The following is a 23,163-nucleotide window of genomic DNA, read 5'->3' as shown; positions in this document are numbered from 1 at the left end:
TATAATCTTTGATGTGCTGGGCTTGCAGGGGAATGGAGATCGAGCAATGGGGATCGCAGAGCGAAAAAGCCGGGAAAGGGCAGGGCGCGAAGAGCGCATTGTCGCGGCAGCACGTGCCGTCGCGGAGAGCGAAGGATGGGATGCCGTGACGATCCGCCGCCTGGCCAAGGAGATCGAATACAGCCAGCCAATCCTCTATTCGCATTTCGCGAACAGGGACGCCATCGTTGCCGCGGTTGCAGTCGAGGGTTTCAAGGAGCTCGCAACCGTTCTTCGGGAAGCGGCAGGCGGGGCGAACGGGCAACGAGAGTCCCTCATGGATGTCGCCATGGCCTATTTTGCCTTCGCACTCAGTCGCCCGGCACTCTACGAGGCCATGTTTATCCTGCCGACCCAACTGCAGTTCGCCGAGGCTGAAACGAGATCGGAACTTCGGGCCGGTTTCGACGCCATTGCAGCAGCCGTGTCGCCGTTCTGTGCCGATGTGGAGATCGTGACCGAGACCTTCTGGGCAGCCCTGCATGGGCTTGCCGAGCTCGAACGTTCAGGCCGCATTCGGCCCGGCATGCGTGACAAACGCATCGCGCTTGTTGTTCAGGCGATCGTGGATGCAGGAGGAAACGCGCCTGGCCGTGGCGGATGACATTCCGTCGGATGACGCATCGGCTACCGGATGTGGACCGTGCATCTTCAACGGAGAGCTGTCGCCGGTCACCGCCGGATGCGTCGCTGTCCTTGCTCCAGACGCCACCCACCCTCCGTCCTCCTCGGGCTTGACCCGAGGACCCACTCTCATCTCGAGCAGCAGCGGGCATGGATCCCAGGCTCAGGGCCTGGGATGACGGAGGGTGGGGCGGCGTTTCGACAACCAAAGGGGGCGGCAAAATTATCAGTCGACACCGTGGCAACGAACCAGGCCCTCAACGGCCTGTTCGTACTGCTGGCGTTCGAACTCAAACGGGCCAAAGCTCGCATAATTCCGCCTTGGCCGATGCGGCTGGCTGAACCCGCCCCATATCACCTTGTCCTGGTGCAGGCGAACATGGGCGACAAGGGGCCAGCATCCGACCTCGCCACATTCACACGACAAGACATAGATTTCGCCCTGTCCACCGCCTTGTACGGGTTCCTCCCGACCAAGGAAGTAGCTCGATAGCGGACCGAAGCGGTAGAATGAGGGTACGAGCCCGCCATATCCGCCGGCAGGATCGCCATAGCCGGCGGCGCGTTCGAAGTCCGCCACGAGTTGATCCAAGCCCACTCCATCCACGCACGGAACGATGGCGACTGTCTCTTCGTCCTTGTTTTCGAACTTGAAGCTGAGAAGGTTTTTCATCTACTCTGGATAGAACCGGTCAGCGCTCGCAGTCAACTTCCCGCTATCGGGCTGACGTCGCCCAATGGCGCGTTTGAAACCTCGGCGAGGCCTTTCATGGGCAAAATTGTGGGGCGGAATTTCGATCCGGAGATCCGCAAAACATATGCAATGCTCGATATGATGAGGCGCAGCTAACGTACAATATAACGGGCGGAGAGGGACGAACGCTGCCGAACTTATCGTCCCGAGGCCGAGGGCATCTGTGAGCGAAACCAGGAACCATCACTATGTACCGCAGGGTTACCTTCGTGGTTTTGCGGTCTACCCGCCCGCCTACCCGAAGAAGGCAAAATTGCTGACGATCGATCTGACTCAGGGGAGATCGTTCACCGTATCAGTTCGCAACATCGCGGCCATTCGAGACTTCAACCGGATCGACGCGGAGGGTCATGATCCGAACGCACTAGAAAACGCTTATGCAGGCTTCGAAAGCATGGCGGCATCAGCGATCAAACGTGTTGCGAAGTCTGGCGCGTTTGAAGGCGATGACAAGATCCTGGTACTGAACCTCATCGCACTGATGGCAACTAGAAATCCGCGACTAAGGAAGAACTGGTCTGATTTTACGAACCGCCTTTACCGAATAGTGCTCGAAACGTCATTTGCGACCGAAGACCGGTACAACAAGCTTAGGAAGCGCATGGAGGCGGAGATGCCGCATGCGAAGCCTTTGGCGCAGCTGCCCTATGAGGATTTTAGGGAGTTCATTAAGTCCGACAGATACGAATTTGAGACACACCAAAATACCCTTATCAGGCTTGAGTTGGACGTCTTCGAATCGGTTTTGAAGACGCTGATTGCTAGAAAGTGGGTTTTACAAATCGCCAATGATCAGGCGGGCGACTTCGTCACATCGGATCATCCCGTCGTCCTGACCAGCCTTCGGCAGTCTCATCCAGGCGTAGGCCACGGCTTGAAGGAAACGATGCTTTTGTTTCCTTTAACTAGGAAGTGCGCTTTGATGGGGACTTTCGAGGGGGATGAAGGCGTGATCCAGGCGCCGACAACGCTTGTAGCACTGGCGAATTCAGCGGTCATTGCACGCGCTACGGCGCAGGTTTACGCATACAACGATAGTTTCCGATACGTGAAGCGCGACCAGATGTGTGCCGGCAAGGATCTTCACTGCGATCCAGATTGTCGTCTGAGGTCGATTGACGAAGACGAGGGCGAAAAATAGCGATTGGCGCGTCCGGGCCATATCCATTTCAAAGCTTGCGCGCCATCGGCGATAGACGATGCTTCCATGACTAAACCTCCGAAGGCGTGGCCGATGATGGAAAACTGCGACAGCGTCGTGTCAGGGCCTTGCACGGTGCAGGATAAGGCGGTGGTTTGTGCGATTGAACGAGGATGTCCGTTTCAGCCTCACGCAATCAAGGCGAAATAGACACGCCTATGCATAAGCAAGGACACCGATGCCGCGAGCGTTCCTGAATCCGCAAATGCGACTGGGCTTCACAGCAATTCTTGCTTTGTTGACTATAGGTCTAAGGCCCGCAGCCGGAACGCCGAAATGCCCTCCTCAGGATGAACTGCTGGCGAAAGCCGAGGTCGTGGTTGAGGCGCGCGTGAAATCGCTGTCGATCGGCGAATCCGGTTTGCTCGCGGCGGACGGCGTTCCGACGCGCATGATACGGATGGATTTGGAGATCAAGAGAGTCATTAAGGGCAAATACCCTGGAAAAGACGCGATCGTGTACGGAGCCGTGTTTCCTCCCGGGCCGTTCACGGAACTGACCAGGATGGCGCTGTTTGCCGGACTCGGTGGCGACGACACCTTCGAATGGGAGCTTTATCGCCTAGAAATAAGTACTGGTGTGGAGTTCTTTTCGATGAATGCCTGCAGCTACTACAAGTTTCCAGACTATGCGGCTGGTCCCCGCTGATCGATGGTTTCACAGCGCAATCGACGCACGACGACGTCCCGCCACCAATCATGAAATGACAGGAAGTACGGGGCGGCGGGCGCGCCATTCCGACGCTGCTCGCCGCCCCCGCCTAGGCGATCCCTCTCTCGGCTGCTTCACGCCCGCTTCCGCCGCATCTGCGTGACGCTCCGCCAGACGGCCGACACCAGGAAGTAGAAGGCGCCGAGGCCGGCATAGCCGGCGATGTTGGCGATTGACGGCGCTTCCGGCATTTGCGCCTGGGCGATGAAGAAGGCGCCTGCCACCGCGGATTGGCCGCCGCTGAGGATCATCGCCCACTGGCCGCCATTGGTCCTCCAGCGCCGGACAGCGGTTCCAAGCTGCAGCAGGCCGGAAAAGATCGCCCAGAGGCCAAAGACGCCGAGAACCCAGTTCATGCTCATCGTCAGGGCGACGATCACGGCGGCGGTCGTCACCGCGCTGACGGCGACGTTGGTCGCCTGGCTGCGGTTGTTTGCCAAGCCGCCACTCCGCGCTGCGTCGATGAGGTTGGCGGCGGCATCCCAGGCCGGGTAGAGGATCAGCAAGGCGGCCGCGACGGCAGGCGACTGGCCGCCGGCCGTCAAGGCTGCGGCGACCCAGATGGCGGAAAAGGCTGCTCGCGTGAAGTAATAGCGCGTCAGCCACTCTTCCCTGTCGCCAGACGCGACGGTGGTTTGATCGGTGGTCATCATGATCTCTTTCCTGTGTGTGATGGTGTCTGATTTGGCGGGCTCACCGTCATGCATGGCGGCGTCCGTCATCACGATGGGGTTCCATGGCTTGCCGGCACTGCCCGAGCATTGCCGGGCGGCTGTCGAGACGACGTTCTCCGCCGTTCGGGTCCATGCCTGCCGGTCAGGCGGCATTCCCTGGTAAATCGCCGGTCGAACCGGGGGCGGCCCGGCCGACCGGCGACGACGTGGTCACATGGGCGGGACCACGCCATTTTTCCCGACGAGCACCTGATGGGCGAGGGGGCCCGAGGCAGCCTTTTCGGCGGGGATGAAGACGACGGCGCCGAGCACGAGATCGTCATTGGTGGCCGGAGCGATGGTCACGACGGGCGTGCCGTCCGGAATGGCGATCTTCTTTTCCTTGCCGTGATAGGAGACGGTGACGGTGCGGCCATCGACGCCCTTGACGGCGTCGGCGACGGTCGCATTGGTCATACTGCTGTTGGGCTTGAGGTCCCAGCCGTAGCTGCCTTCACCCGCACCCTTCATCGCCGGCGGGAAGATCAGCACTTCAAGCGCGCCGTCGCCGCCGTCTGCGCTCGGCAGGGATGCGATGCCGACGAAGTCGCCCGGCTTGATGTCGGTGATCGCAGCATTTGCAACGCTCGCCAGTTTCCAGCCATCGGCAAGCGTGACATCGACGGTCTCTCCCTCGCGGGTCTTCACCTTGAGAGCGGAGCCGCTGTAGCTGACGATGCTGCCCCTGATATGGATCTGCTCGGGTTTCTGGTCTTCGGCATGGACGGGCGCCGCTGGAAGTGCCGCCGACGCGACGGCGGTGAGCCCCAGCACGAGGGCGGGGAGGATGTTCTTGATCATGTCGTTCTTCCTACTAGTTGGTAGTTTTGCTGAACGTCGTTGTCGCTCCGGGCTTTTATTCCGCCCGGAACTTTATCGAGCGGCGGTCGGAGTGAGCCGCTGCAAGGTGGGGGCCAGAATGGTGGCGAAGACCTCCGGGGTCCCGTAAGCACGGGCTGACAGCATGGCGCCGTGGACGGAGGCCATGAAGGCTTCAGCCTCGACACGCGGTTCGCTCGACAGTTTCAAGCTCCCGTCCGTCAAGCCTCGCTCCATCACCGAGGTCAGCCATGTCGAAGCAAAGCGGAAGAAAGCCCTGACCTCGGCTGCGACCTCCGGCGGCAGCGCCGGCAGTTCGCTTGCCAGCAGGGCGCAGACGCAAAACGGCCGGCTGGCGTCCTCGATGCACTGGGCCCAGTGGCCCGCATAGGCTTGGAGGAGTGCCAGAGGATTCCGCACCTGTCGCTCCAGGCCGGCGATACCCGCCTCCGCATCTTCGCGATATCGCACGACAAGCGTCCGCACCAGGTCGGTCTTGCTCGGAAAGTGGTGATGGATGCTGGCCTTGCGGATGCCGACGACGGCAGCAATATCGGCATAGCTGAAGCCGTTATAGCCTCCGGTCATGATCAGCGCTCGGGCAGAAGTCAGGATTTCGTCGGACGTCGTCGAAAGATTGCTCATGGCTCTTATCTACCTTCCAGTAGGAAGGCTGTCAAGCGGAAAGCTGAACTCCTGCGGTCGAGGGCCGGTGGCAGCGGCAGAAGCAGAAAAGTACTCGTCAGGCCGCACCTAAGTCCTGAGTGCTGCGCTCTATCAGGTCCGGCGAAGCGGCATGAGCCCGTGTCCGAAGTTCGGGTTGCCGGCGATAAGCCGCGGGCAGCTATTTTGCCATAACGCCCGCACTCACGGGATCGCTGCGGATGCCTGCAATCGGACCGATGCGGTCATGGCTCCCTGCGTTATGTCCGGTTCCGGCGGTGATCCCGCCTTAGCTTGGCAGCTAACGGCCTGAAGCGGTCGTTACATCGTTTGCGCTTTTATCGGCTATTGATGCGCTATGCCACGTCGTCGGCAGAGATGTGCTTAACTTCGGTAATTCTCACCAGCGGGATCTCCGCGCGTTCATTCGCCTCCCTCACATCTTGCTCCGACGAAGCGTCGAACAGGCAGAATGATCGTTCTTCCGATGGTACGAATGTCGAGCGAAGATAACGCACTGGCTTACCCTGGCGGGTCATCTCTGCGGTGACGTTCTTCGCCCGGGACGCGGCGGCGCTTAGCTGATCGGAGGTAATGCCGGGGAGGTGTCTTTCGACCATATACTGTGGCATGATGGTTGTCCTTGGGTTGAGCGATGATGGCAAGCGTTTGAACATGTTTCGCGTTCGCTTTGAACTTCCGGCAGTTAAGAATGGACATCTATTTTGCCGCCGTATTCACAGACCTCGTCCGACACTCAGCGGTTTGGAACAGGGTTTCGCGCGACACGATCACGAGCGCAATTGCGGAGTATCGATACCTGTCTCAGATGCTTGCCAGCCAATACGGGCGACGGCACGAGAACTTTACAGGGGACGGGCATCTTTACCTATTCGAATCTGCTGATGTAGCCGTCCATTTCTCGTTGAAGCTCATCGCCTACTGGAAGCAACGACGGCGTCATTTGACCTCCGACCAGGCGCATGACCTGCCAATCCGGGTGGGCTGCCACTTCGGTGAATGCTCTCGAATGCACGATGACGATGCCTGGATCGGCCGTGCATTGAACATCGCGAAGCGCGYGGAATCGTCTGCCGAACCGGATACGCTCTTCGTCACGCAGACAGTGCTCGATCTCATCGATTTGCCGGTCTACCTCTTTCACGAGGTTGACGTTTTCGAACTCAAAGGCGACTACCTACCCAGGCGGCATCTTTATCGGTTGGTGTCAGTCGACCACATGGCACTTGCTGCACGGTCCGAAGAGCGGATGACTGCCGAGGACTGGTTCTTGAAAGGGGCCGGGATAGCCGGCAKGGATAGGCGGCAGTTGGCAGAGGAACGGCATTGCTACGAAAAAGCATTGGAGCTCCGCGCCGACTATCCGGAAGCGCACAATAACCTCGGTGTCATCTTGAAAGCCGCTGGCAACAGAACCGCCGCCGAGGCCCGCTACCTGGATGCCATTCGTCTCTGGCCGCAATATCCGGAAGCTCATTACAATTTCGCGATCCTTCTTGAGGAAACCGACCGCCCTGATGAAGCGGCAGTACATTATCGGCAGGCTCTGAAGTGCCGGCCAGACTACGTGGACGCTCTTCTGCGTCTCGCCGGACTTTTCGACGCATGGGGGGATCGGTTCGAAGCGCATCATCACTTCAAAGAGGCGCTAAGGCTGAGGCCCGGCTTTGCCGAAGCCCACAACAATTTCGGAGTCTTCCTTGAGAAACACGGTGATGCTGAAGAGGCTGAATCGCATTATAGGCAGGCGCTGCAGGTTAGGTCGGATTACGCCGAAGCTCACTACAACTATGCGATGCTTCTCGAAGGGCGAGATATCGGGGCGGCAGAATCACACTATCGAGCAGCCTTGAGGTCGTCGCCGGGATATGCGGAAGCGCACAATAATCTGGCGGTGCTTCTTCATGAGAAAGGCGACCTATCGGATGCCAAGTCACATTATCTCACCGCTATAAGACTGCGTCCTTCTGACCCGCAGACGTATCGAAATCTATCCCTTCTCCTGACAGAAATGGGCGAGGAAGAGCAGGCTGACCGATATGACCGGAAAGCGAACGAGCTCTCTTCAGGTTGAGCTTACGCGGCAAACGAATGCTTTGCCGCATTCGAGGACCTCGGCAGACTGATTCCGTCGCCATACGACCGACTACCGTTCGTCAGGCTGCACCTTGACTCCGGTGCAAGCGATGATGGCGTCGGTTGTAGCGACTGGCCTTGACTCGCCTCGCACCACCAGAACATAATCGGAACATCTAATATGCAGGATGGAGTTCTGGATGTGCGGCCGCGTCTATATCAAGACCTCGCTTGAGGAACTGGTGCGCAATTTCGCCTTCGCGGAGCGTGGTGCGATCGATGCGCTCGGGAACCGATTTCCACGCTACAACGGCGCGCCGACGCTGGATTATCCCATCATCATTCGCGACATGGTCCGCGAACCTGATATTATGGGGCCGGTATTCGCAAGCGCTCGCTGGGGTCTGATGCCGGCATGGATGAAGCCGGGAGGGCGTCCGCCGCCGATCAATGCGCGCTGCGAGGGCATCGGTACCAACGGCCTGTTCCGCTCGGCCTACAGGTCGCGCCGTTGCCTGGTGCCGATCAACGGCTTCTTCGAGTGGAAGGATATCTTCGGCACCGGCAAGAACAAGCAGCCCTATGCGATCGCCATGGCTGACGGCTCGCCCTTTGCGCTCGCCGGCATCTGGGAGATTTGGCGCAGCCCGGAAGGCGTAGACATCAGAAACTTCGCAATCGTGACCTGTGAGCCGAATGCGATGATGGCGCAGATCCATGACCGCATGCCGGTCGTCCTGCACCGCGAAGATTACGAGCGCTGGCTATCGCCGGAGCCTGATCCGGCCGATTTGATGAAGCCGTTCCCGGCGGAACTGATGACCATGTGGCCGATCGGCCGCAATGTGGGTTCGCCCAAGAATGACACGGCTGACATCATCGATCCGATCGACCCCGATCCGGAACCGACGCTGATCTGAATTCACCGGCTCGGGCGGGAGCCATCCATCAACCATGCGGTCAAAGAGATACCTCGCGAGAGGACAGGACGACGCATGCCAGAACAAATCACATGGAAATCGTGGGAATATGTCAGCGGCCGGGAAATCAAATACAAATGGCGGCACGCCTGGAGGGAGAAACCCGGCGACGATTACGTCGCTTTTGACGGCGATACCCAGATCGGAAGGATATTCCGGTCACAGGCAGGCGGAGTGGTCGATAATCGATGGTTCTGGATCGTGGCGACAGACGGCAGCCATCGACTGGATTGGCCGTCGGCTGGATACGAGGACAGTGCCTACGTCGCCTCAAGGCGGCTCGAAATGATCTACGAGAGCATCAAGAGCGGGAAACGGAGGACGGCGCACCCATGAGCATCGAAGGCCATTCGAGTGCACCGGGCGCCAATGTGATCGTTGAGCATTATTGCGAGCACCGGCTTGCTGACGGCACACGCTGCAAGGAATGGGGAGGCTGGGGCAATAGCCCGTCCCCGGCCGTGCCAACGCGCTGGTGGTGTTGGGAACACTTCCCGTACAAGACATTTGAACAGGAACAGGCGCTCAGGCGGAAGCTGGAGGCGGCCGAGGGTGGGAAAATCATCCCATGAGGGCTGGCTGATTGAGTTCCGCCGTCAGCCGTCGGTCGAAACGGTGACAGGCTTCCACGCTTCGATCTCCTGCTGGAGGCGAACGATCCTGTCCGACACGTGCTTGAGGGCGTCGCTGCCGAGCAGAAGCTGCGGTGGAGGATTATCGGATTCGATGAGCTCTAGAACCGCGGCGGCCAGTTTGGCGGGATCGCCGCGCTGCTTGCCGCTGACGGCCCGTCGCGCCTCGCGTATCGGATCGAAAAGGCCGTCATAATCGGCGATCGACCGCTCCGTGCGGACCATCGATCGTCCGGCCCAGTCCGTCCGGAAGGAGCCGGGGCAAAGGGTCGTCACATGCACCCCGAACGGGGCCATTTCCGCGCGCATCACCTCCGATATGCCTTGAAGCGCAAATTTGCTGCCGCAGTAATAGGCGATGCCGGGCATGGTGATCATGCCGCCCATCGAGGTAACGTTGACGATGAACCCGCGGCGTCGCGCGCGAAACCTCGGCAGAAATGCCTTGGCAACGGCGACGGCGCCGAAGACGTTGACGTCGAACTGCCGCCGCATCTCTTCGATCGGCGACTCCTCGAGCACGCCCTCATGGCCATAACCGGCATTGTTGATCAGCACGTCGACAGGCCCATGCTCGTCTTCCGCGTGGCCGACGACATCATCGATGCGGTCGAACTCGGTGACGTCGCAGAGGACCGGCCGCAGGCCAGGCAGGGTTTCGGCGAGCACTATGCGTGAGGATTCTGAGCGCACGGTGCCAATCACCGTGTGGCCCGCCTGAACAGCGGCGGAAGCGATGGCCAGCCCGAAGCCGGAATTCGATCCGGTGATGAAGAAGGTCTTTCCTGACATCGGCAATATTCCTTGATTGAGGATGGGATTTGACAAATAGTATAAAGAAACCCATGCCGCGATGGCGGATTCTCTGAATATGTTGCCAAATCCTATGCAAGGGGATCGCGGCCCATCCAGGCGAGCGGAGATGGTCGCGCTGGCCGGACGTCTCGCCCCCCGTCACGGATACAATCCGACCGCGCTTGCTTCCGTCCGCATCCTGCGCACCGAAGCGGTGCTCCACGACATCCCGGTGCTCTATAGGCCGGGCGCGGTTTTCGTCCTGCAGGGCAGCAAGCAGGGCATCCTCGAAGGCGAGGTCTTCCTCTATGATGAGGAGCATTATCTGGCGGTGTCGCTGCCCGTCCCGTTCCGGATGACGTCGACCGCCAGTCCCGAGCGGCCCTTGCTTGCGGTCTATGTCGAGTTCGATATGCAGATTGCAGCCGAGATCGCACTGCAGGTGGAAAAACATGCCGAACTGCCAGGCGACGAGCCGAGAAGTCTCGTGTCGAGCAGGATGTCTGGCGAYATCGAGGATGTGCTGCTGCGCCTGCTGATGGCGCTCCGCAGCCGCGTCGAGACGGATGTGCTTGGCGCCGGCATTCTGCGCGAACTGCACTACCGGGTCCTGGTCGGTCCGCAAGGCGGCGCGATGATCGCTGCCCTCCAGCAGAAAGGCAGATCCGGAAAGATCATTCAGAGCCTAGCCTGGCTGCGGAAAAACTATGGCCTGGAGATTGCGGTCACCGATCTGGCAAGAGACGTCGGCATGAGCGTTCCGTCCTATCATGTCCATTTCAAGGGTCTGACCGGCAACAGTCCGATGCAATACGTCAAGGCCATGCGGCTTCACGAGGCAAGATTGATGATCGCGCGCCAGACGGGAACGATTGCCGAGGTCGCGGCTTCGGTCGGCTACGCCAGCCCGGCGCAGTTCAGCCGCGATTTCAAACGGCATTTCGGGCGCACCGCATCCGAAGAGATCAAGTGGGTCCAGCGCCACCTTGGCGAACTGGGTGACGATCACGGCTAAAGCAAGTCTCACGCGTCCGACGGTGCAACGGCCCGCAACGCGGTCCTGACGATCGCATCGCCGAACTCCGGCGAGACCGGGCGATGGCCGACCAGCAGCCGGAAGAAGACCGGTCCGTAGATCATGTCGAGCAGCGCCTCCATATCAAGCGGCGGAACGATCTCTCCCCGAGCCAGAGCCTCCTCCAGGATGACACGACCCGCGTTGCGGCTCGACAGGATCACCTGATTGCGGAAGGCCTTGGTGAATTCGCTTTCCGGGTCGGCGGCCGCAAGTGCCATCGTGATCTGCCGCCCGCGCGTGCTCGCAAAGGCAGTCACCAGTCCGCTCATCTGCGCGCCGAGAGCCGCCTGCGCCGTACCCCCTCCAACCTCCGCTTCCGGTAGCCGGTTGACCAGAAGCGCGGCCATCGCCAGTTCCTGCGCGTTGGCCCAGGAGCGGTAGATCGTCGGCTTGCCGACACCGGACCGCGCCGCCACGGCTTCGATCGTCATGCGGCCAAAACCTTCGGCCATCAGGATTTCATGGGCGGCCTCCAAGGCACGCCTCTGCGCGGCAGCGCTTGGCGGCCGCCCTCGTTTCTTCGGTTTTGCACTACTCTCTTGACTCATATCTTTACGATACGTAACGTTAATATATAACCCAGTCAAGGAGGATCATCCATGCCGAGTTTTGCCCGAAAAGTGAGCGCCTACTTCATCGTCAAGGATGCGGCACGGGCCATCGACTTCTACAAGGAGGCTTTCGGCGCCACGGAAGTCTTCCGCATGACCGATCCTTCGGACGGGCGGATCGGCCATGCCGAGCTGCGTTTCGGAGAGACGCTGATGATGTTGGCAGACGAATATCCGGACTTCGGCGCCCTGTCTCCCGACGCCGTCGGAGGCTCGCCGGTGACCTTCCACATGGACACGGTGTCGACCGACGAAGCACTGGCGCAGGCGCTGTCGGCCGGGGCGACGATGTTGCGCCCGGCGACCGACCAGAGTTTTGGCGAGCGGGTGGCGCAGGTGCTTGATCCCTTCGGTCATCGCTGGATGTTGTCGCAAACCATCGAGCAGGTCACGCCTGAGGAGATGCAACGCCGCTGGAACGAGGACATGTCGGCGTGAGTGCCGCAGCCCTTGGCGGGCTGGATTTCCGCGCTACCTCTGCACGCGGCGATGGAGGAAGACGATGAAAATCCGTAAGTTCGCGGTTACCGACGTGGCGTTGGAGCGTTCCCCCGGGCAGGAGGCGGACATCTTCGTCGGCAATCTGGTCGACGAGCGACAGGGAGGGCCGATCACCATCGGCTATGGACGCTACGCGCCCGGCCAGAGCCTGACCGAGACGATTGAAGTCGACGACGTCATGATCGTTCTGGAAGGGCGGCTATCGGTCTCGACGGATTTGGGAACAGTCACCGCCGGGCCAGGCGAGATCGTCTACATGCCCAAGGGCGAAGCGGTGACCATCCGCTCGCATGAGGAAGGCGCGCTCACCGCCTATGTCACCTATCCGCATTGGCGCCCGGCGCACGCGTAAGCCGCGGTCTGCGGCTCAGCGCTTGTATTCCGGCTCGCTGCGATCGAGCGCGCGTTTCACGGACTCCAGATGGAGCCGGGCCGACTCCGGGTCTCCTTCGCGCATTTGCCGGTACGCCGCCTCGGCGATCTCAGGCGCGACGGCAAGGACCTGGCGTCCGGTTGACAGGGCGAGCGTCTGCACTTCGCAGGCACGCTCGAGATAATAGAGGTCGTCCCAGGCCTCGGCGATATTGGGTGCGCAGACCATCACGCCGTGGTGCTTCATGAAGACGATGTCGGCATCGCCGATCGCAGCCGCGATCCGATCGCCCTCGCGCGCGTCGAGCGCCAGGCCGTTATAGTTGCGGTCGACGGCCGTGCGTCCATAGAATTTCAATGCGGTCTGCCCGGCAAAGATAAGCGGATCGCCCTCCGTCATCGACAGAGCGGTGGCATAAGGCATATGGGTGTGGAATGCCGCCTTGGCGCGCGGGACGTTCTTGTGAATCCTGGCGTGGATGTAAAATGCGGTGGCCTCGGGCTGCCCGCTGCCCGACACGACGTTGCCGTGAAAGTCGCAGATCAACAACATCGATGCCGTCAGTTCGGCGAAAGCGTAGCCGTAAGGGTTGACGATGAACAGGTCGTCATAGCCGGGAACGACGGCCGAGAAATGGTTGCAGATCCCTTCCTCCATGCCGAGCCTTGCCGCCATCCGGAAGCAGGCCGCAAGATCGACGCGGGCCTGCCAGATGTCGTCCGTGTCGAGTTTCGGCTGGTTGGGGCCGCCGGCGGGCGATGGGGCCGTATTGAGGGAGTGCGCCATGGGGTCGTTTCAGATTGGTGTCGAAGGAGAGGGTGGCTGTGTTCTGGATTACCCCCGGATCAGCCTCGCATCAAGGCGGCTGGAGACAAACATGATTCGGTTCATTTGCCTATTTTGGGTGAGTACGCTGCTCGACGGGTGTGTCTTTCCGTATCCGCGAGCCTGGAATGACGGAGGTTGGGGACGCGCTTTTGCATTTTTACGCACCGCTCTCCGGCGATTGCACTGGAAGGTAGTTCATAGGAACGAGGCCGCTCTGCAGATCGGGGCCATCGGGTTGCCCCGGATCATAGAAGACGCCGTTATCGCCGTCATAGAGGATGAAGTGGTCTCCTTCGACATGGACGACCGCTACGCCGCAAACATCGCCCCAGCTCTCTGCCTTGCGTAATCCGCCCGTCTGCCAGCCCAACGCGGTCAGGACGCCGCGCAGTTCTTTCCACGTTGTGTAATGATTGGTCTGAACGCCCCAATCGATCATGCCGGCAAGCTGGTCGTAGGGTTTGCCCGTCAGCATCTGCAAGACGAAAACGCCGCAGCCATCATCCCTTGGACATTGCGTAACAAAGTTGAAGCGGACCTTGTCGGCTGCGGGTTGTGTCAATGTTCAGTTCCTGCGGTTGCGTGTCAGGCGGCTCCCTGAGTGTCGACGCCCGTGACATCTGCAACTGGTTGAATTGTCCGGTCGGGCGTTCTGCGCGCGTCAGAATACCTGTGGCGAGCGCAGGACGAGAAAATCGATGAAGGTGCGGACTTTGGCGGAAAGGTATTTCCGGCTCGGATAGACGGCATGCAGCGTATTGCTGATGCCGAGCGTCTTCGGGAACACCACTTCGAGCCGGCCTGCTTTCAGATCCTCCTCCACCAGCCATTCCGGCAGGAAGACCAGGCCCATGCCCCGCAAAGCCGCCAGGTGCAGAAGTGTCTCGTTGCTGCTCAGCAGCACATTGCGGAAGGTGACCTTATGCCGGTCGTTTTGGCGGCCCAACAGCAGGCTTTCGCTGACATTGATGCCATTATAGCGAAGCAGCGCATGGCCGTTCAGCTCGGCGATGCTCTGGGGTCGCCCGGCGCGCTTGAGATAATCCGGCGATGCCATCATGCGGAATTCTATCTTCGCCAAGGGGCGCGCGACGAGACCCGGATCGAGCCGTTCGGACGACATGGCCCGCAGGGCAAGGTCAAAGCCCTCATCGACCAGATTGGTGATCCGGCCGCTCAGATCCATGTCCAGGCTGACATCCGGATAACGCTGGTTGTATTCGGCCAGAATATCGACAAAGCCTGAACTGGCTGCCCATACGGGCGCACTGAATTTGAGCGTCCCGCGCGGCGCAACCGTGACATTGCCGATCGACGCTTCCAGTTCGTCGAGCCCTTCGAGCATCTGCCGTGTCTGGTTGAAATAAAGCGCGCCGGGTTCGGTAAGCGTGACACTCCGGCTGGTCCGGTTCAAGAGCCGGCTTCCCAGGCGCGTCTCCAGATGCATCACATGTTTGCTCACCATCGCCGGCGAGAGGTTCAAACGGCGTGCTGCCGCGGTGAAGCTCTTGAGCTCGGCAATCAGGCAAAACACCCGCAGGCTGATCATCGTGTCCATGATCATCAACCTAGAGGAAATGATGCGTGTACGCAAAGCCAATTGATCAATCCAGGGAAAATCAAGACAGTCGCTGACAAGGCTGGCGGACTGAGGCGATCGATCCGCCGGATGTTCAGCCGACGCGGCGGTGGCGATAAGGAATGGCGACGTGAAGACATCGAGACTGCCCACCTATTTCCTCAGCCATGGCGGCGGCCCCTGGCCCTACATGACCGGTGGCTTTCGCAGCAATTTCGACAAGCTCGAGCAGTCGCTGATCGAGATGCGGGCCGAACTTCAAGATCTGCCGAAGGCGGTGCTGGTCGTTTCGGGCCACTGGGAGGAGAGGGGCTTTGCCGTCTCTTCGGGCAGCAACCCGGGCATGGTCTACGACTACAGCGGCTTCCCCGACTATCTCTATCAGATCAAATATGGCGCGCCGGGCTCCCCCGAGCTGGCGGGTCACGTGCAGGATCTGCTGCATTCCGCCGGCATCGACGCCAGGCCCGACCCCACTCGCGGCTTCGATCACGGCACCTTCAGCCTGATGAAGCCGCTCTATCCGAACGAAGACATCCCTGTGGTCCAGCTTTCGCTGGATGCCGGCTACGATCCGGCGCTGCATCTCAAGGTYGGCCGGGCGCTCGCGCCGCTGCGCGACGAAGGCGTGCTGATCATCGGCAGCGGCCTCAGCTACCACAACCTGTCGGCCATACAGGGCACGGCCGGACACGGCCCGTCCCGTCTTTTTGACGCCTGGCTGCAGGAGACGCTGATCCGCTCGCCCTTCGACCAGCGCACCGAGCGGCTTGTCGAATGGGAGAAGGCCCCCGCCGCCCGCGCGGCGCATCCGCGTGAGGACCACCTGATCCCCTTGATGGTGGCGGTGGGTGCGGCCGAGGACGAACCGGGCGCCGTTACCTATCACCAGAAAGACTTCGCCGGCGGCCTGACCGCATCGAGCTTCCGCTTCGGCAATGTTCCCTCCGCCCCTCAATCAAAAGGAGATGCGCAATGACCAGCGCAACGTTCAAGCCGATCGTCTATCTCAAGGAAAACTGCCCCTTCTGCCTCAAGGTTCGCCTGTTCCTTCTGGAATCGGGACTGGCCTCGGACGTTGAAACCCGCGACTTCGCCCCCGACAGCGAGGGCGAGGAGAAGATCCGCGCCGAGCTTCAGCCACATCTCGACAAGGTGAGCTTTCCCGCCGCGCAGCTTGAGCCCGGCCGATACGTCACCGAATCCGACGACATCGTTGCGTTTTTTGCAGCCAAGGCAGGCCGCGATCCGGCCGGCATGACGGTCTACCAGAACTATGTCGACGGCGTCTTCGCCATGTCGATGAAGCTCTGGAAAGAAAACCAGGAACTGAAGAAGGCGGCATCCGCCGCCTGAACCCTCCCATCAACCCTCTTTGGAAAATCCCGATGACCGATACCAGCAAATGGACGCCATATGTCCTCGCCATCCTGCGCATCATCACCGCGCTTCTCTTCCTCGAACACGCGACCATGAAATTCCTGCAATTTCCGGGTCCGATTCAGGGCGTGCCCTATCCGCTTCCCACCATCATGATCATCGCCGGCGCCATCGAGGTGATCACCTCGGCTCTGATGCTCGTCGGCTTTCAAACGCGCGTCGCCGCTTTCATCGCCTCGGGCGAAATGGCGGCCGCCTATTTCATGGGCCACATGCCCTATGGCTTCTGGCCGGCGCTGAACATGGGCGAAGTCGCCATCCTGTTCTGCTTCATCTTCCTCTACATCGCCTTTGCCGGTGGCGGGGCATGGACGCTCGACACCGCGCGTCGTCCGGCCACGGCTTAAGACGATAGGAAACGGCCCATGCCGGGCTGCCGGCCGGCAGCCTGGTCTCACGCCCAAACGCGACGACAATTCTGGAGATCCACGATGAAAGCCGCCCTTCTCAAATCCTACGGCGATGTCGATCAGTTCGAAATCGGCGATATCCCGACGCCGAAGCCCGGACCGGGCGAAATCCTGATCAAGATCGAAGCTTCCGCCGTCAATCCTTTCGACCTCATTCTCCGCCAGGGTTTCATGGCCAAGTTCATTCCGCTGCCGCTGCCGGCCGTGCTCGGGGGCGACGCCGCCGGCACCATCTCGGCACTCGGCGACGGCGTCACCGGCTTTGCGGTCGGTGACCGGGTCGTCGCCGATTTCGCGGCAAACGGCAAAGGCGCCCATGCCGAATATGGCGTGCTTCCCGCCACATCCGCCGCCAAGCTGCCGGCTGGCCTGAGCTTCGAAGAGGGTGCGTCGCTGGTCAAGGCCGGATTGACCGGACGCCAGGCCGTCGAGGCGCTTGATGTCAAGGCCGGCGACCGGGTTCTGGTCTCCGGCGGCCTCGGAACCGTCGGCCGTTCGGCCATCCAATATCTCAAGCAGATCGGCGCCAAGCCGGTGGCCGGCGTCCGTCCCGAGCGGCTGAGCGAAGGCCGGGAACTGGCCGGCGAAGCGCTCGACATCACGCTCCCCGCCGCAAGCCCGGACTTTGCCTATGCGATCAGCGCTGCCGGCCCGGTGGCCGGCAACCTGATCGGTCATGTCCGCGATGGCGGTACGGTCGCCAGCATCGTTCCGGTGCCGGAAGGCGCCAATGCCGGAGACCGCGTCACCATCCATAAACTCTTCCACCGCACCGACGCGGCGACGCTCGACGCCGTGCTGGATGCCGCCGTGCGCGGCCTCCTGGTCATCCCGATTTCCCATACCTTCACCCTGGAGGAGATCGGTGCGGCGCAGAATGCAGTCGCAGCCGGAGCCCCGGGCAAGGTCGTGCTCAAGCATTGAGGGTTGAAGACAGGGCCGGAGCGGGGTGCAGATCTCTTGATCCTGCACCCCGCTCCGGCGGTTGCACTGAAAGGTTGCTCATAGCAAAACACCCGTCTTGACTCTCTTCGCTATCAGAACATAATAAGAACATCGGCGCGGCGGCCGCCATCTGAAAACCCGAAGATATGGAGAGCGGATATGCGTGAGCAGCCGATCGGCGAAGCCGTGGAAGATGATGCGTGGCCTGCAAGTGATGTAATGTGGCCGCCGGAGAAGGAGATTGGGGTCTCCGAGGCGCATGCAAGCCTGGCCAAGGCCGTGGCGGGAAGTCGCGGCGTGCGATATTTCACGGCCTTCATCATCGACGTCCCCAGCGATGCTTATCTTGGCGATGTCCAGATGGCGATCGACGAGGCTGCCGGCGCGGCCTGCGGCATCCTGCTGACGACGCATGTTACCGGCCGTGACGCCGCAACGGGCGAGCCGATTCTCACCCAGGAAGCCACGCGACCGTTCAAGTTTCCCTGCAGCGAGGGCGTCGCGAAAGCCATAGCGAGCTTCTGCGACAAACTCAAAATGGCGGGCATCTTCCCTTGAGTGCCGCCATGCAACGCTTCTAAAGCGCGTCGCAATCTTTCAGATTTGCTCCTTGCGCTTTAGGTCCTTGTTTTTACGCATGTCGTTATCGCAAAACCGCTGCACACTTTTGCGCGACATGCGTGAGCCGGATCTCTCGAAAACGCCGGTGCATCGTCGCCGCGACGACGGCGCTTCCATCCGGTGACGCTTGGTCGCATTCGAAAGCGTGGGTAAATTGATGATCGACCTTGTCGATTCCTGCGTCGTAGGATCGATTGCCGTCAGGAAACACGGAATTTGCCCCTATGCCCATCTTTCATGCGAAGTGTACCTGTGGCGCCCTGTCCCTGGAGGTCGATGGCGATCCTGTGCACAACCACGTCTGCACCTGCACGCGTTGTCAGCGTGCATCCGGCAGTGCGCTTGCGCACAATGTGTGGTTCCCCGAGGAAAATGTCCGGGTCGTCTCCGGAGAATATTCCGTGTGGTATCCGCAAGGCGAAACCACACCGGATGTGATGAAAGCCTTTTGCCGGATCTGCGGCGGGGGCGGATTTTCGAAATCCGGAACATATTTTCCCGGCACCGTCGTCGTCGCCGGCGGCACATTCGCCGATCCGTCCTTTCCCGCGCCGGATCATGTTCATTGGTGGGACAATCGTCCGCATTGGCTCGATCTCGCCGAGCCGATCGAGCGTCTTGCCGGAAATTGAACTCTGCGGGCATCGCCTGGATCACCAGCTTGAGCGGGCGCTCGATATCGCCCGCGCAGCAGCCGCTCTTGTGCGTTTCGAGGGCCGCTGCCCCAGCGTCACATCGGCGGCATCGTCTCGAATTTCGGCACCGCCGGATCGACCCGGTCCCAGGCGAGGCCGCGCACAGTGTAGGTCACCATCTGCGGTTGGTATCGGGTGGGATCGTCGAGGCTTGCGGCGTGAATGGTGAAGAGATCCGGCATGGCAGAGAAGGTGAGGTAGACCGGCGTGCCGCAGGCGGGGCAGAAGCCGCGCGTCTTGACGTTGCCGCTGTCGGCGACCATGTCCCAATGCGTCGCCTTGCCGTCGAGCTTCACCGCCTGCCGGCTCGGGAAGGTCAGATAGGATCCGTGCCCGGTGCCGCTGGTCGCCTGGCAGTCGCGGCACTGGCAGTCGTTCATCGCAATCGGCTCGGCTGCGATTTCATAGTGGATCGCACCGCAGGCGCATCCGCCGGTGTAAGGCTTGCTCATATCTTTCTCCTGATGAAGCGCTGCTCAATAAAATGTTGCGTCGGCAAGCGCGATGTCTGCCGCCTCAGTCCGTCTCGTCGACGATGGCGCCGATGTTCTTCACGACCTTCTTCCAGCCTTCGCCCATCTTCTGGAAGGCCGTTTCATTCCTGGGCAGGACGAAGCCGGAATGGATGAGGCGAAGCCGCGTGCCGGCTTCGACCTCGGACAGAATGAAGGTGACGACAGTGTTAAGCGGGGAGCCGTAGCCGGCATTTCCCTCATGCCCGCCTTTCCAGGCATAGGAGAGACGCTCGTTCGGCTTCACCTCCAGCACCTGGCAGTGAATGGTGCCGTCCCAGGCGCCGGCCGGCGTCGTCTRGTAGGTGAAGCGTTTGCCTTCCACCGGCTCGAAGCCCGCCGGCATCATCAGCCAGCGGCCCATCAGATTGGCCGTGGTCAGCGTTTTCCAGAGCGTCTCCGGCCGATGCGGGAAAACCTCGTCAACCACGATCTCTTGCGTGTCGGGCTTCAATGCGGCGTCGCTCATGGATCGATTTCCTTCAGCAAAGTTCTGAGATTGGCAAAACGGTCGCGCCAGAAGACGCCGTAATGGCTCATCCAGTCGACAAGCGGCTCCAGGCCTTCCGGCTCGGCGCGGTAATAGACCTTCCGGCCTTCGGGGCGCTCAGTAACAAGGCCCGCCTGTTTCAGGGTCTTGAGATGCTGCGAAACCGCGCCCTGCGTGACGCTGCTTGCCCGCGTCAGTTCGACGACGGTGATCTCATCGGCGTTGACGATCTGCTCAAACACGGCCCGACGTGTGGGATCGGCAAGCGCGCGCATGACGGCGGTGATGGAAACGGCTTCGGTCATGAAGAAATCAATAGCGCATGCTAATTGATGAGTCAATACTAATTTGTTTTTTCGATAGCCAGTCGCTACGCCGCTCAGGTGGTGCGCATCCGGCTGTTCTTTACGGAATGATCCAACGCCTTCTTGCATTGGGAACAAAACGCGCCTGGCGATGTTGCTACTCCGATGGTGATAGCACCGTGGGAGGAAGTTTATGCATCAATCTGTTCAATTCGTGCTGGTCGGCCTGGCCGCGATAACCGGGCTGACGATCTCGCCGACGATCGCAGCCGCGCAGGACTTAGAGTTGCGTGTCGGCCCCGGCGGACTAGGCGTTTACGATCGTGATCGCGACCCTGACCGATATGACCGATATGACCGGCGCGGACGGCGAGGCTGCGATCCGGACGATGCCCTCGACATCGCACGCGGCGAAGGACTTCGCAGGGCGCAGATCATACGCATGTCTCCCCGGAGCGTCGTTGTCCAGGGGATGACGCGCCGTGGACCGGAGCGAATGACCTTCGCCAACCAGCGAGGCTGCCCGGAAATCTGACCAGCGGCGTCAGCAGTAAAATCGGCCGCGTCTTCGACATCGTTCGAACGAATTCGGCTGGCGCGGAACCTTTGAGCAATCCGAACATTGCTGCCCATGCAGCGCTCTGCTTTGGGCTGCCTGCATCTTTGAAGCACCATTGGAGGATTCATCATGATGAGCGGTCAATTGAAGGCGCTTCTCGCCGTCCTTGCCGTTGCCGGCTACCAGAACAGGGACAAGATCGGGGAGCTCCTGCGGGGCATCCAGAACCCTCAGCAGCCTGGCGCGGGAAACCAGCAGCCGGGCGGGCTTGGGGGCATCCTTGGCGGACTGGGTGGTTCGGGTGGTCTCGGCGGCCTGCTCGGCGGGCTGACATCCGGCGGCATCGTCAGCGGCGGTCTGGGCGATCTGCTGAAGACGTTTCAGCAGAACGGTCACGGTGACAAAATCGACTCATGGGTGCAGCCAGGCCAGAATGCCGACATCAATGACGGCCAGCTTGCCGAAGCACTGGGCCCGGACGTTCTGAACGAGATTGCTTCGAATACCGGCCTTTCACATCAGCAGATTCTCGATCGGCTGAGCCGCGATCTTCCCAAGGCCGTCGACGACCTGACCCCACAGGGAAAACTGCCGACCGCCGAGGAGTTTATGTCTTCCGCCAGCCAATCCACCACCTCCGCGCGGCCGAGCACCATCTGATATCGAGGTAGTGGCGCGCGACCAGCGTCACTGCGTCTGCCATCGCTGTATTGGCCCGAGAGCTCACCCGCACTCCGGCTCCCTTGGGCTTGCCCGACGAACCACGCCGGCCTTCGCCGGCAGCGGCATGGATCCCAGGCTCGAGGCCTGGGATGACGGCGGTTGGGGGTATGTTTCAGCCATACGCCCCGCCGGCGACAGGCTTCGAGTACGCGCGTTAGTTCGAGAGGTATTTCTGAAGGAATGTGTGAACGCTGCTGATGGACTTTTCGGCGGCGTCTGGATTGTATTTTTCGATATGGCCAAACACCCTCCGCCCCACCTTAAACTCCGGGGCATCAAAATCGTGGTAGGTACCCTTGTAGATATTGAGCTCGATGGGCGGGCTATTGTCACTCAGACCGGCAAGCCTCTTGCGGCATCGGTCGGCCGGGCTCCAATTGTCTCGGTCGCCACTCAAGATCAAGGTCGGCACTGTCGCATCGCCCTGACTTGCCGCACAGAGGGGATAGTAGGCAACCGCTGCCCTGAATTTGCGGTCCATGAGCTGTTCGTTGCCTTCGATTTTTGTTCCCTCCAGCGTCGCCGTGCCGCCCGCTGAAAAGCCGATCAGGGCAACGCGCTGAGCATCGACAAAGCTCGATTTAGATAAAAAGTCCAAAGCGCCATAGGCGTCGAAGACGCGATCGGGCAGATAGCTTTGGCACGTGTCCTTGATATTGCGGGTGGTGAAGCTATCGACAACCAGCACGACGTAACCCCATGAGACCAGCCGTTTCGGCCAAAGGTCTTTGACGCTCAAACGCATGCCGCCGCATCCATGCATGACGACGACCGCCGGGAAGGGACCATCACCTTGGGGGCGGGACACATATCCCAGTAATGGCGTGCCTTGCGGTTGAGGGAGGTTCTCTCCCAGTTCATTGGCCTTGCGTATTCGAAACGGGCTGAGCTTGATGGGAGCGCTTTCGAAGTGAACCAATTCGTCGGCATCAGCCGGGTTTCCAGCGAACGTGGCGCCGAGAAAAGCGACAAGGCAAAGAAAAAGTCTCGTGGTTTTCACTGAACTTCTCCACCGTTTGATCAACAGCCTGCTCATTGTACGCCGGACCTGAAGGCTCGCAAAGCGGCGAGGCGTTCTGCCGCCGATTGGGTCGGATTTCAAACCGGCGCCTGACCTGCAATCAAAAGCCCTTGATCACCCCCTGGCGGATCATTTATGACTACCGCAAATCCAAGCTGCGAAATTTGAATCAAGAGGGAATGTCGACCAAGTCGGCGCCGCCCTCCGATCGTACGGTGACATGCCGAACCAGATCGCGAGGCGGGCCAAGACCGCGCTGATCGGTCAATAACATCCGTCAGCGTCAGTGAGCCACCACCGCAGATTTTCCACAGCGCCCACCCCTTGCTCCGTCATCCTCGGGCTTTACACCTGAGCCGAGGATGACGGAGTATGGGGCGGTGTTCCGACAAATCTGCCGCCGGCGCGGGGTAGAGCAATCTGGCACCATCGGGTCGAGCAGG

At 60.6% G+C, this 23,163-nt stretch carries 32 protein-coding genes; 18 read left to right on the top strand and 14 right to left on the bottom strand.

Annotated elements, in window-relative coordinates; translation table 11 throughout:
* Positions 1-46: 46 nt before the first annotated feature.
* The gene (locus AC1ECN_RS18025; RefSeq protein WP_024322798.1) at positions 47-643 is read left to right on the top strand and encodes a TetR/AcrR family transcriptional regulator; all 597 of its coding nucleotides are present in this window, start codon (positions 47-49) and stop codon (positions 641-643) included.
* 246 nt (positions 644-889) lie between these two features.
* Here the strand turns inward: AC1ECN_RS18025 and AC1ECN_RS18020 are convergent, their stop codons facing one another.
* Positions 890-1,336 carry a hypothetical protein gene (locus AC1ECN_RS18020; protein WP_130672173.1) on the bottom strand — a complete coding sequence of 149 codons (447 nt, stop codon included), beginning with the start codon at positions 1,334-1,336 and terminating at the stop codon, positions 890-892.
* A gap of 244 nt (positions 1,337-1,580) precedes the next feature.
* Here AC1ECN_RS18020 and AC1ECN_RS18015 point away from each other — a divergent pair, with 244 nt between their 5' ends.
* Together AC1ECN_RS18015 and AC1ECN_RS18010 are read left to right on the top strand one after the other, a co-directional pair.
* A complete protein-coding gene (locus tag AC1ECN_RS18015) occupies positions 1,581-2,558 on the top strand; it encodes a DUF4238 domain-containing protein (RefSeq protein WP_163862058.1) in 978 nt (325 codons plus the stop codon).
* Positions 2,559-2,796: 238 nt separating this feature from the next.
* Positions 2,797-3,267: a hypothetical protein gene (locus tag AC1ECN_RS18010; RefSeq protein WP_197727388.1), complete on the top strand. Its 471-nt coding sequence runs from the start codon at positions 2,797-2,799 to the stop codon at positions 3,265-3,267.
* A gap of 137 nt (positions 3,268-3,404) precedes the next feature.
* Here AC1ECN_RS18010 and AC1ECN_RS18005 read toward each other — a convergent pair whose 3' ends face one another.
* The 4 genes from AC1ECN_RS18005 to AC1ECN_RS17990 all read right to left on the bottom strand — a co-directional run bounded on the left by AC1ECN_RS18005 (position 3,405) and on the right by AC1ECN_RS17990 (position 6,157).
* The gene (locus tag AC1ECN_RS18005) at positions 3,405-3,983 is read right to left on the bottom strand and encodes a DUF308 domain-containing protein (RefSeq protein WP_130672175.1); all 579 of its coding nucleotides are present in this window, start codon (positions 3,981-3,983) and stop codon (positions 3,405-3,407) included.
* A 231-nt stretch (positions 3,984-4,214) separates the two neighbouring features.
* A complete protein-coding gene (locus tag AC1ECN_RS18000; protein ID WP_130672176.1) occupies positions 4,215-4,844 on the bottom strand; it encodes a hypothetical protein in 630 nt (209 codons plus the stop codon).
* A gap of 72 nt (positions 4,845-4,916) precedes the next feature.
* Positions 4,917-5,507, bottom strand: coding sequence for a TetR/AcrR family transcriptional regulator (locus AC1ECN_RS17995; protein ID WP_130672177.1), 591 nt, complete (start codon positions 5,505-5,507; stop codon positions 4,917-4,919).
* A gap of 374 nt (positions 5,508-5,881) precedes the next feature.
* Positions 5,882-6,157, bottom strand: coding sequence for a DUF4242 domain-containing protein (locus AC1ECN_RS17990; RefSeq protein ID WP_130654921.1), 276 nt, complete (start codon positions 6,155-6,157; stop codon positions 5,882-5,884).
* A gap of 80 nt (positions 6,158-6,237) precedes the next feature.
* Between AC1ECN_RS17990 and AC1ECN_RS17985 the strand changes: the two genes are divergently transcribed.
* The 4 genes from AC1ECN_RS17985 to AC1ECN_RS17970 all read left to right on the top strand — a co-directional run bounded on the left by AC1ECN_RS17985 (position 6,238) and on the right by AC1ECN_RS17970 (position 9,174).
* Positions 6,238-7,620, top strand: a complete 1,383-nt coding sequence (locus AC1ECN_RS17985; protein ID WP_477953707.1) for a tetratricopeptide repeat protein — start codon at positions 6,238-6,240, stop codon at positions 7,618-7,620.
* Positions 7,621-7,822: 202 nt separating this feature from the next.
* On the top strand, positions 7,823-8,542 hold the full coding sequence (locus AC1ECN_RS17980) for an SOS response-associated peptidase (RefSeq protein WP_018067967.1): 720 nt from the start codon (positions 7,823-7,825) through the stop codon (positions 8,540-8,542).
* Positions 8,543-8,617: 75 nt separating this feature from the next.
* Complete coding sequence (locus AC1ECN_RS17975) at positions 8,618-8,938, top strand: hypothetical protein (protein ID WP_018067968.1); 321 nt, start codon at positions 8,618-8,620, stop codon at positions 8,936-8,938.
* Positions 8,935-9,174: a hypothetical protein gene (locus tag AC1ECN_RS17970; protein WP_130672179.1), complete on the top strand. Its 240-nt coding sequence runs from the start codon at positions 8,935-8,937 to the stop codon at positions 9,172-9,174. Before AC1ECN_RS17975 ends, AC1ECN_RS17970 begins: the two co-directional genes overlap by 4 nt.
* A gap of 24 nt (positions 9,175-9,198) precedes the next feature.
* On the opposite strand, the gene AC1ECN_RS17965 is transcribed toward AC1ECN_RS17970, so the two are convergent.
* The gene (locus AC1ECN_RS17965; RefSeq protein WP_130672180.1) at positions 9,199-10,026 is read right to left on the bottom strand and encodes an oxidoreductase; all 828 of its coding nucleotides are present in this window, start codon (positions 10,024-10,026) and stop codon (positions 9,199-9,201) included.
* 79 nt (positions 10,027-10,105) lie between these two features.
* Here AC1ECN_RS17965 and AC1ECN_RS17960 point away from each other — a divergent pair, with 79 nt between their 5' ends.
* The gene (locus AC1ECN_RS17960) at positions 10,106-11,044 is read left to right on the top strand and encodes an AraC family transcriptional regulator (RefSeq protein ID WP_130672181.1); all 939 of its coding nucleotides are present in this window, start codon (positions 10,106-10,108) and stop codon (positions 11,042-11,044) included.
* An 8-nt stretch (positions 11,045-11,052) separates the two neighbouring features.
* On the opposite strand, the gene AC1ECN_RS17955 is transcribed toward AC1ECN_RS17960, so the two are convergent.
* Positions 11,053-11,655, bottom strand: coding sequence for a TetR/AcrR family transcriptional regulator (locus AC1ECN_RS17955; RefSeq protein ID WP_130672182.1), 603 nt, complete (start codon positions 11,653-11,655; stop codon positions 11,053-11,055).
* A 51-nt stretch (positions 11,656-11,706) separates the two neighbouring features.
* Between AC1ECN_RS17955 and AC1ECN_RS17950 the strand changes: the two genes are divergently transcribed.
* On the top strand, positions 11,707-12,156 hold the full coding sequence (locus AC1ECN_RS17950) for a VOC family protein (protein WP_018068872.1): 450 nt from the start codon (positions 11,707-11,709) through the stop codon (positions 12,154-12,156).
* Between the two features lie 64 nt (positions 12,157-12,220).
* The gene (locus AC1ECN_RS17945; protein WP_130672183.1) at positions 12,221-12,571 is read left to right on the top strand and encodes an AraC family ligand binding domain-containing protein; all 351 of its coding nucleotides are present in this window, start codon (positions 12,221-12,223) and stop codon (positions 12,569-12,571) included.
* A 15-nt stretch (positions 12,572-12,586) separates the two neighbouring features.
* On the opposite strand, the gene AC1ECN_RS17940 is transcribed toward AC1ECN_RS17945, so the two are convergent.
* From AC1ECN_RS17940 to AC1ECN_RS17930, 3 genes are all read right to left on the bottom strand, one after another.
* Complete coding sequence (locus AC1ECN_RS17940) at positions 12,587-13,378, bottom strand: aldolase (RefSeq protein ID WP_024322786.1); 792 nt, start codon at positions 13,376-13,378, stop codon at positions 12,587-12,589.
* Between the two features lie 199 nt (positions 13,379-13,577).
* Complete coding sequence (locus AC1ECN_RS17935; protein ID WP_245484713.1) at positions 13,578-13,982, bottom strand: hypothetical protein; 405 nt, start codon at positions 13,980-13,982, stop codon at positions 13,578-13,580.
* A gap of 99 nt (positions 13,983-14,081) precedes the next feature.
* A complete protein-coding gene (locus tag AC1ECN_RS17930; RefSeq protein ID WP_197727389.1) occupies positions 14,082-14,978 on the bottom strand; it encodes a LysR family transcriptional regulator in 897 nt (298 codons plus the stop codon).
* Positions 14,979-15,129: 151 nt separating this feature from the next.
* Between AC1ECN_RS17930 and AC1ECN_RS17925 the strand changes: the two genes are divergently transcribed.
* The 6 genes from AC1ECN_RS17925 to AC1ECN_RS17900 all read left to right on the top strand — a co-directional run bounded on the left by AC1ECN_RS17925 (position 15,130) and on the right by AC1ECN_RS17900 (position 19,047).
* Complete coding sequence (locus tag AC1ECN_RS17925) at positions 15,130-15,978, top strand: DODA-type extradiol aromatic ring-opening family dioxygenase (protein ID WP_130672184.1); 849 nt, start codon at positions 15,130-15,132, stop codon at positions 15,976-15,978.
* Positions 15,975-16,355 (top strand): glutathione S-transferase N-terminal domain-containing protein, encoded by a 381-nt coding sequence (locus AC1ECN_RS17920; protein ID WP_130672185.1) that lies wholly within the window; start codon positions 15,975-15,977, stop codon positions 16,353-16,355. The genes AC1ECN_RS17925 and AC1ECN_RS17920 overlap by 4 nt, the downstream gene beginning before the upstream one ends.
* 32 nt (positions 16,356-16,387) lie before the next feature.
* A complete protein-coding gene (locus AC1ECN_RS17915; RefSeq protein ID WP_018068866.1) occupies positions 16,388-16,786 on the top strand; it encodes a DoxX family protein in 399 nt (132 codons plus the stop codon).
* Between the two features lie 84 nt (positions 16,787-16,870).
* Positions 16,871-17,773 (top strand): NADP-dependent oxidoreductase, encoded by a 903-nt coding sequence (locus AC1ECN_RS17910; protein WP_130725825.1) that lies wholly within the window; start codon positions 16,871-16,873, stop codon positions 17,771-17,773.
* Positions 17,774-17,953: 180 nt separating this feature from the next.
* Positions 17,954-18,352, top strand: coding sequence for a hypothetical protein (locus AC1ECN_RS17905; protein ID WP_130672186.1), 399 nt, complete (start codon positions 17,954-17,956; stop codon positions 18,350-18,352).
* Between the two features lie 287 nt (positions 18,353-18,639).
* Positions 18,640-19,047, top strand: coding sequence for a GFA family protein (locus AC1ECN_RS17900; protein WP_130672187.1), 408 nt, complete (start codon positions 18,640-18,642; stop codon positions 19,045-19,047).
* A gap of 98 nt (positions 19,048-19,145) precedes the next feature.
* Here AC1ECN_RS17900 and AC1ECN_RS17895 read toward each other — a convergent pair whose 3' ends face one another.
* From AC1ECN_RS17895 to AC1ECN_RS17885, 3 genes are all read right to left on the bottom strand, one after another.
* Complete coding sequence (locus tag AC1ECN_RS17895) at positions 19,146-19,562, bottom strand: GFA family protein (protein ID WP_018068861.1); 417 nt, start codon at positions 19,560-19,562, stop codon at positions 19,146-19,148.
* Positions 19,563-19,626: 64 nt separating this feature from the next.
* Entirely contained in the window at positions 19,627-20,091 is a 465-nt protein-coding gene (locus AC1ECN_RS17890; RefSeq protein WP_477953701.1) for an SRPBCC family protein, read from the bottom strand.
* Positions 20,088-20,417 (bottom strand): ArsR/SmtB family transcription factor, encoded by a 330-nt coding sequence (locus tag AC1ECN_RS17885; RefSeq protein ID WP_018485380.1) that lies wholly within the window; start codon positions 20,415-20,417, stop codon positions 20,088-20,090. The genes AC1ECN_RS17890 and AC1ECN_RS17885 overlap by 4 nt, the downstream gene beginning before the upstream one ends.
* A 193-nt stretch (positions 20,418-20,610) precedes the next feature.
* Between AC1ECN_RS17885 and AC1ECN_RS17880 the strand changes: the two genes are divergently transcribed.
* Together AC1ECN_RS17880 and AC1ECN_RS17875 are read left to right on the top strand one after the other, a co-directional pair.
* Positions 20,611-20,952 carry a hypothetical protein gene (locus AC1ECN_RS17880; RefSeq protein ID WP_024322773.1) on the top strand — a complete coding sequence of 114 codons (342 nt, stop codon included), beginning with the start codon at positions 20,611-20,613 and terminating at the stop codon, positions 20,950-20,952.
* Positions 20,953-21,105: 153 nt separating this feature from the next.
* Entirely contained in the window at positions 21,106-21,636 is a 531-nt protein-coding gene (locus AC1ECN_RS17875; RefSeq protein ID WP_018068858.1) for a YidB family protein, read from the top strand.
* A 217-nt stretch (positions 21,637-21,853) separates the two neighbouring features.
* Here AC1ECN_RS17875 and AC1ECN_RS17870 read toward each other — a convergent pair whose 3' ends face one another.
* On the bottom strand, positions 21,854-22,735 hold the full coding sequence (locus tag AC1ECN_RS17870) for a dienelactone hydrolase family protein (protein ID WP_130664258.1): 882 nt from the start codon (positions 22,733-22,735) through the stop codon (positions 21,854-21,856).
* Positions 22,736-23,163 lie beyond the last annotated feature (428 nt).

It is taken from the genome of Rhizobium sp. 01N447_2 (assembly GCF_056399245.1).
This window is presented reverse-complemented; position numbering and strand designations above follow the sequence as displayed.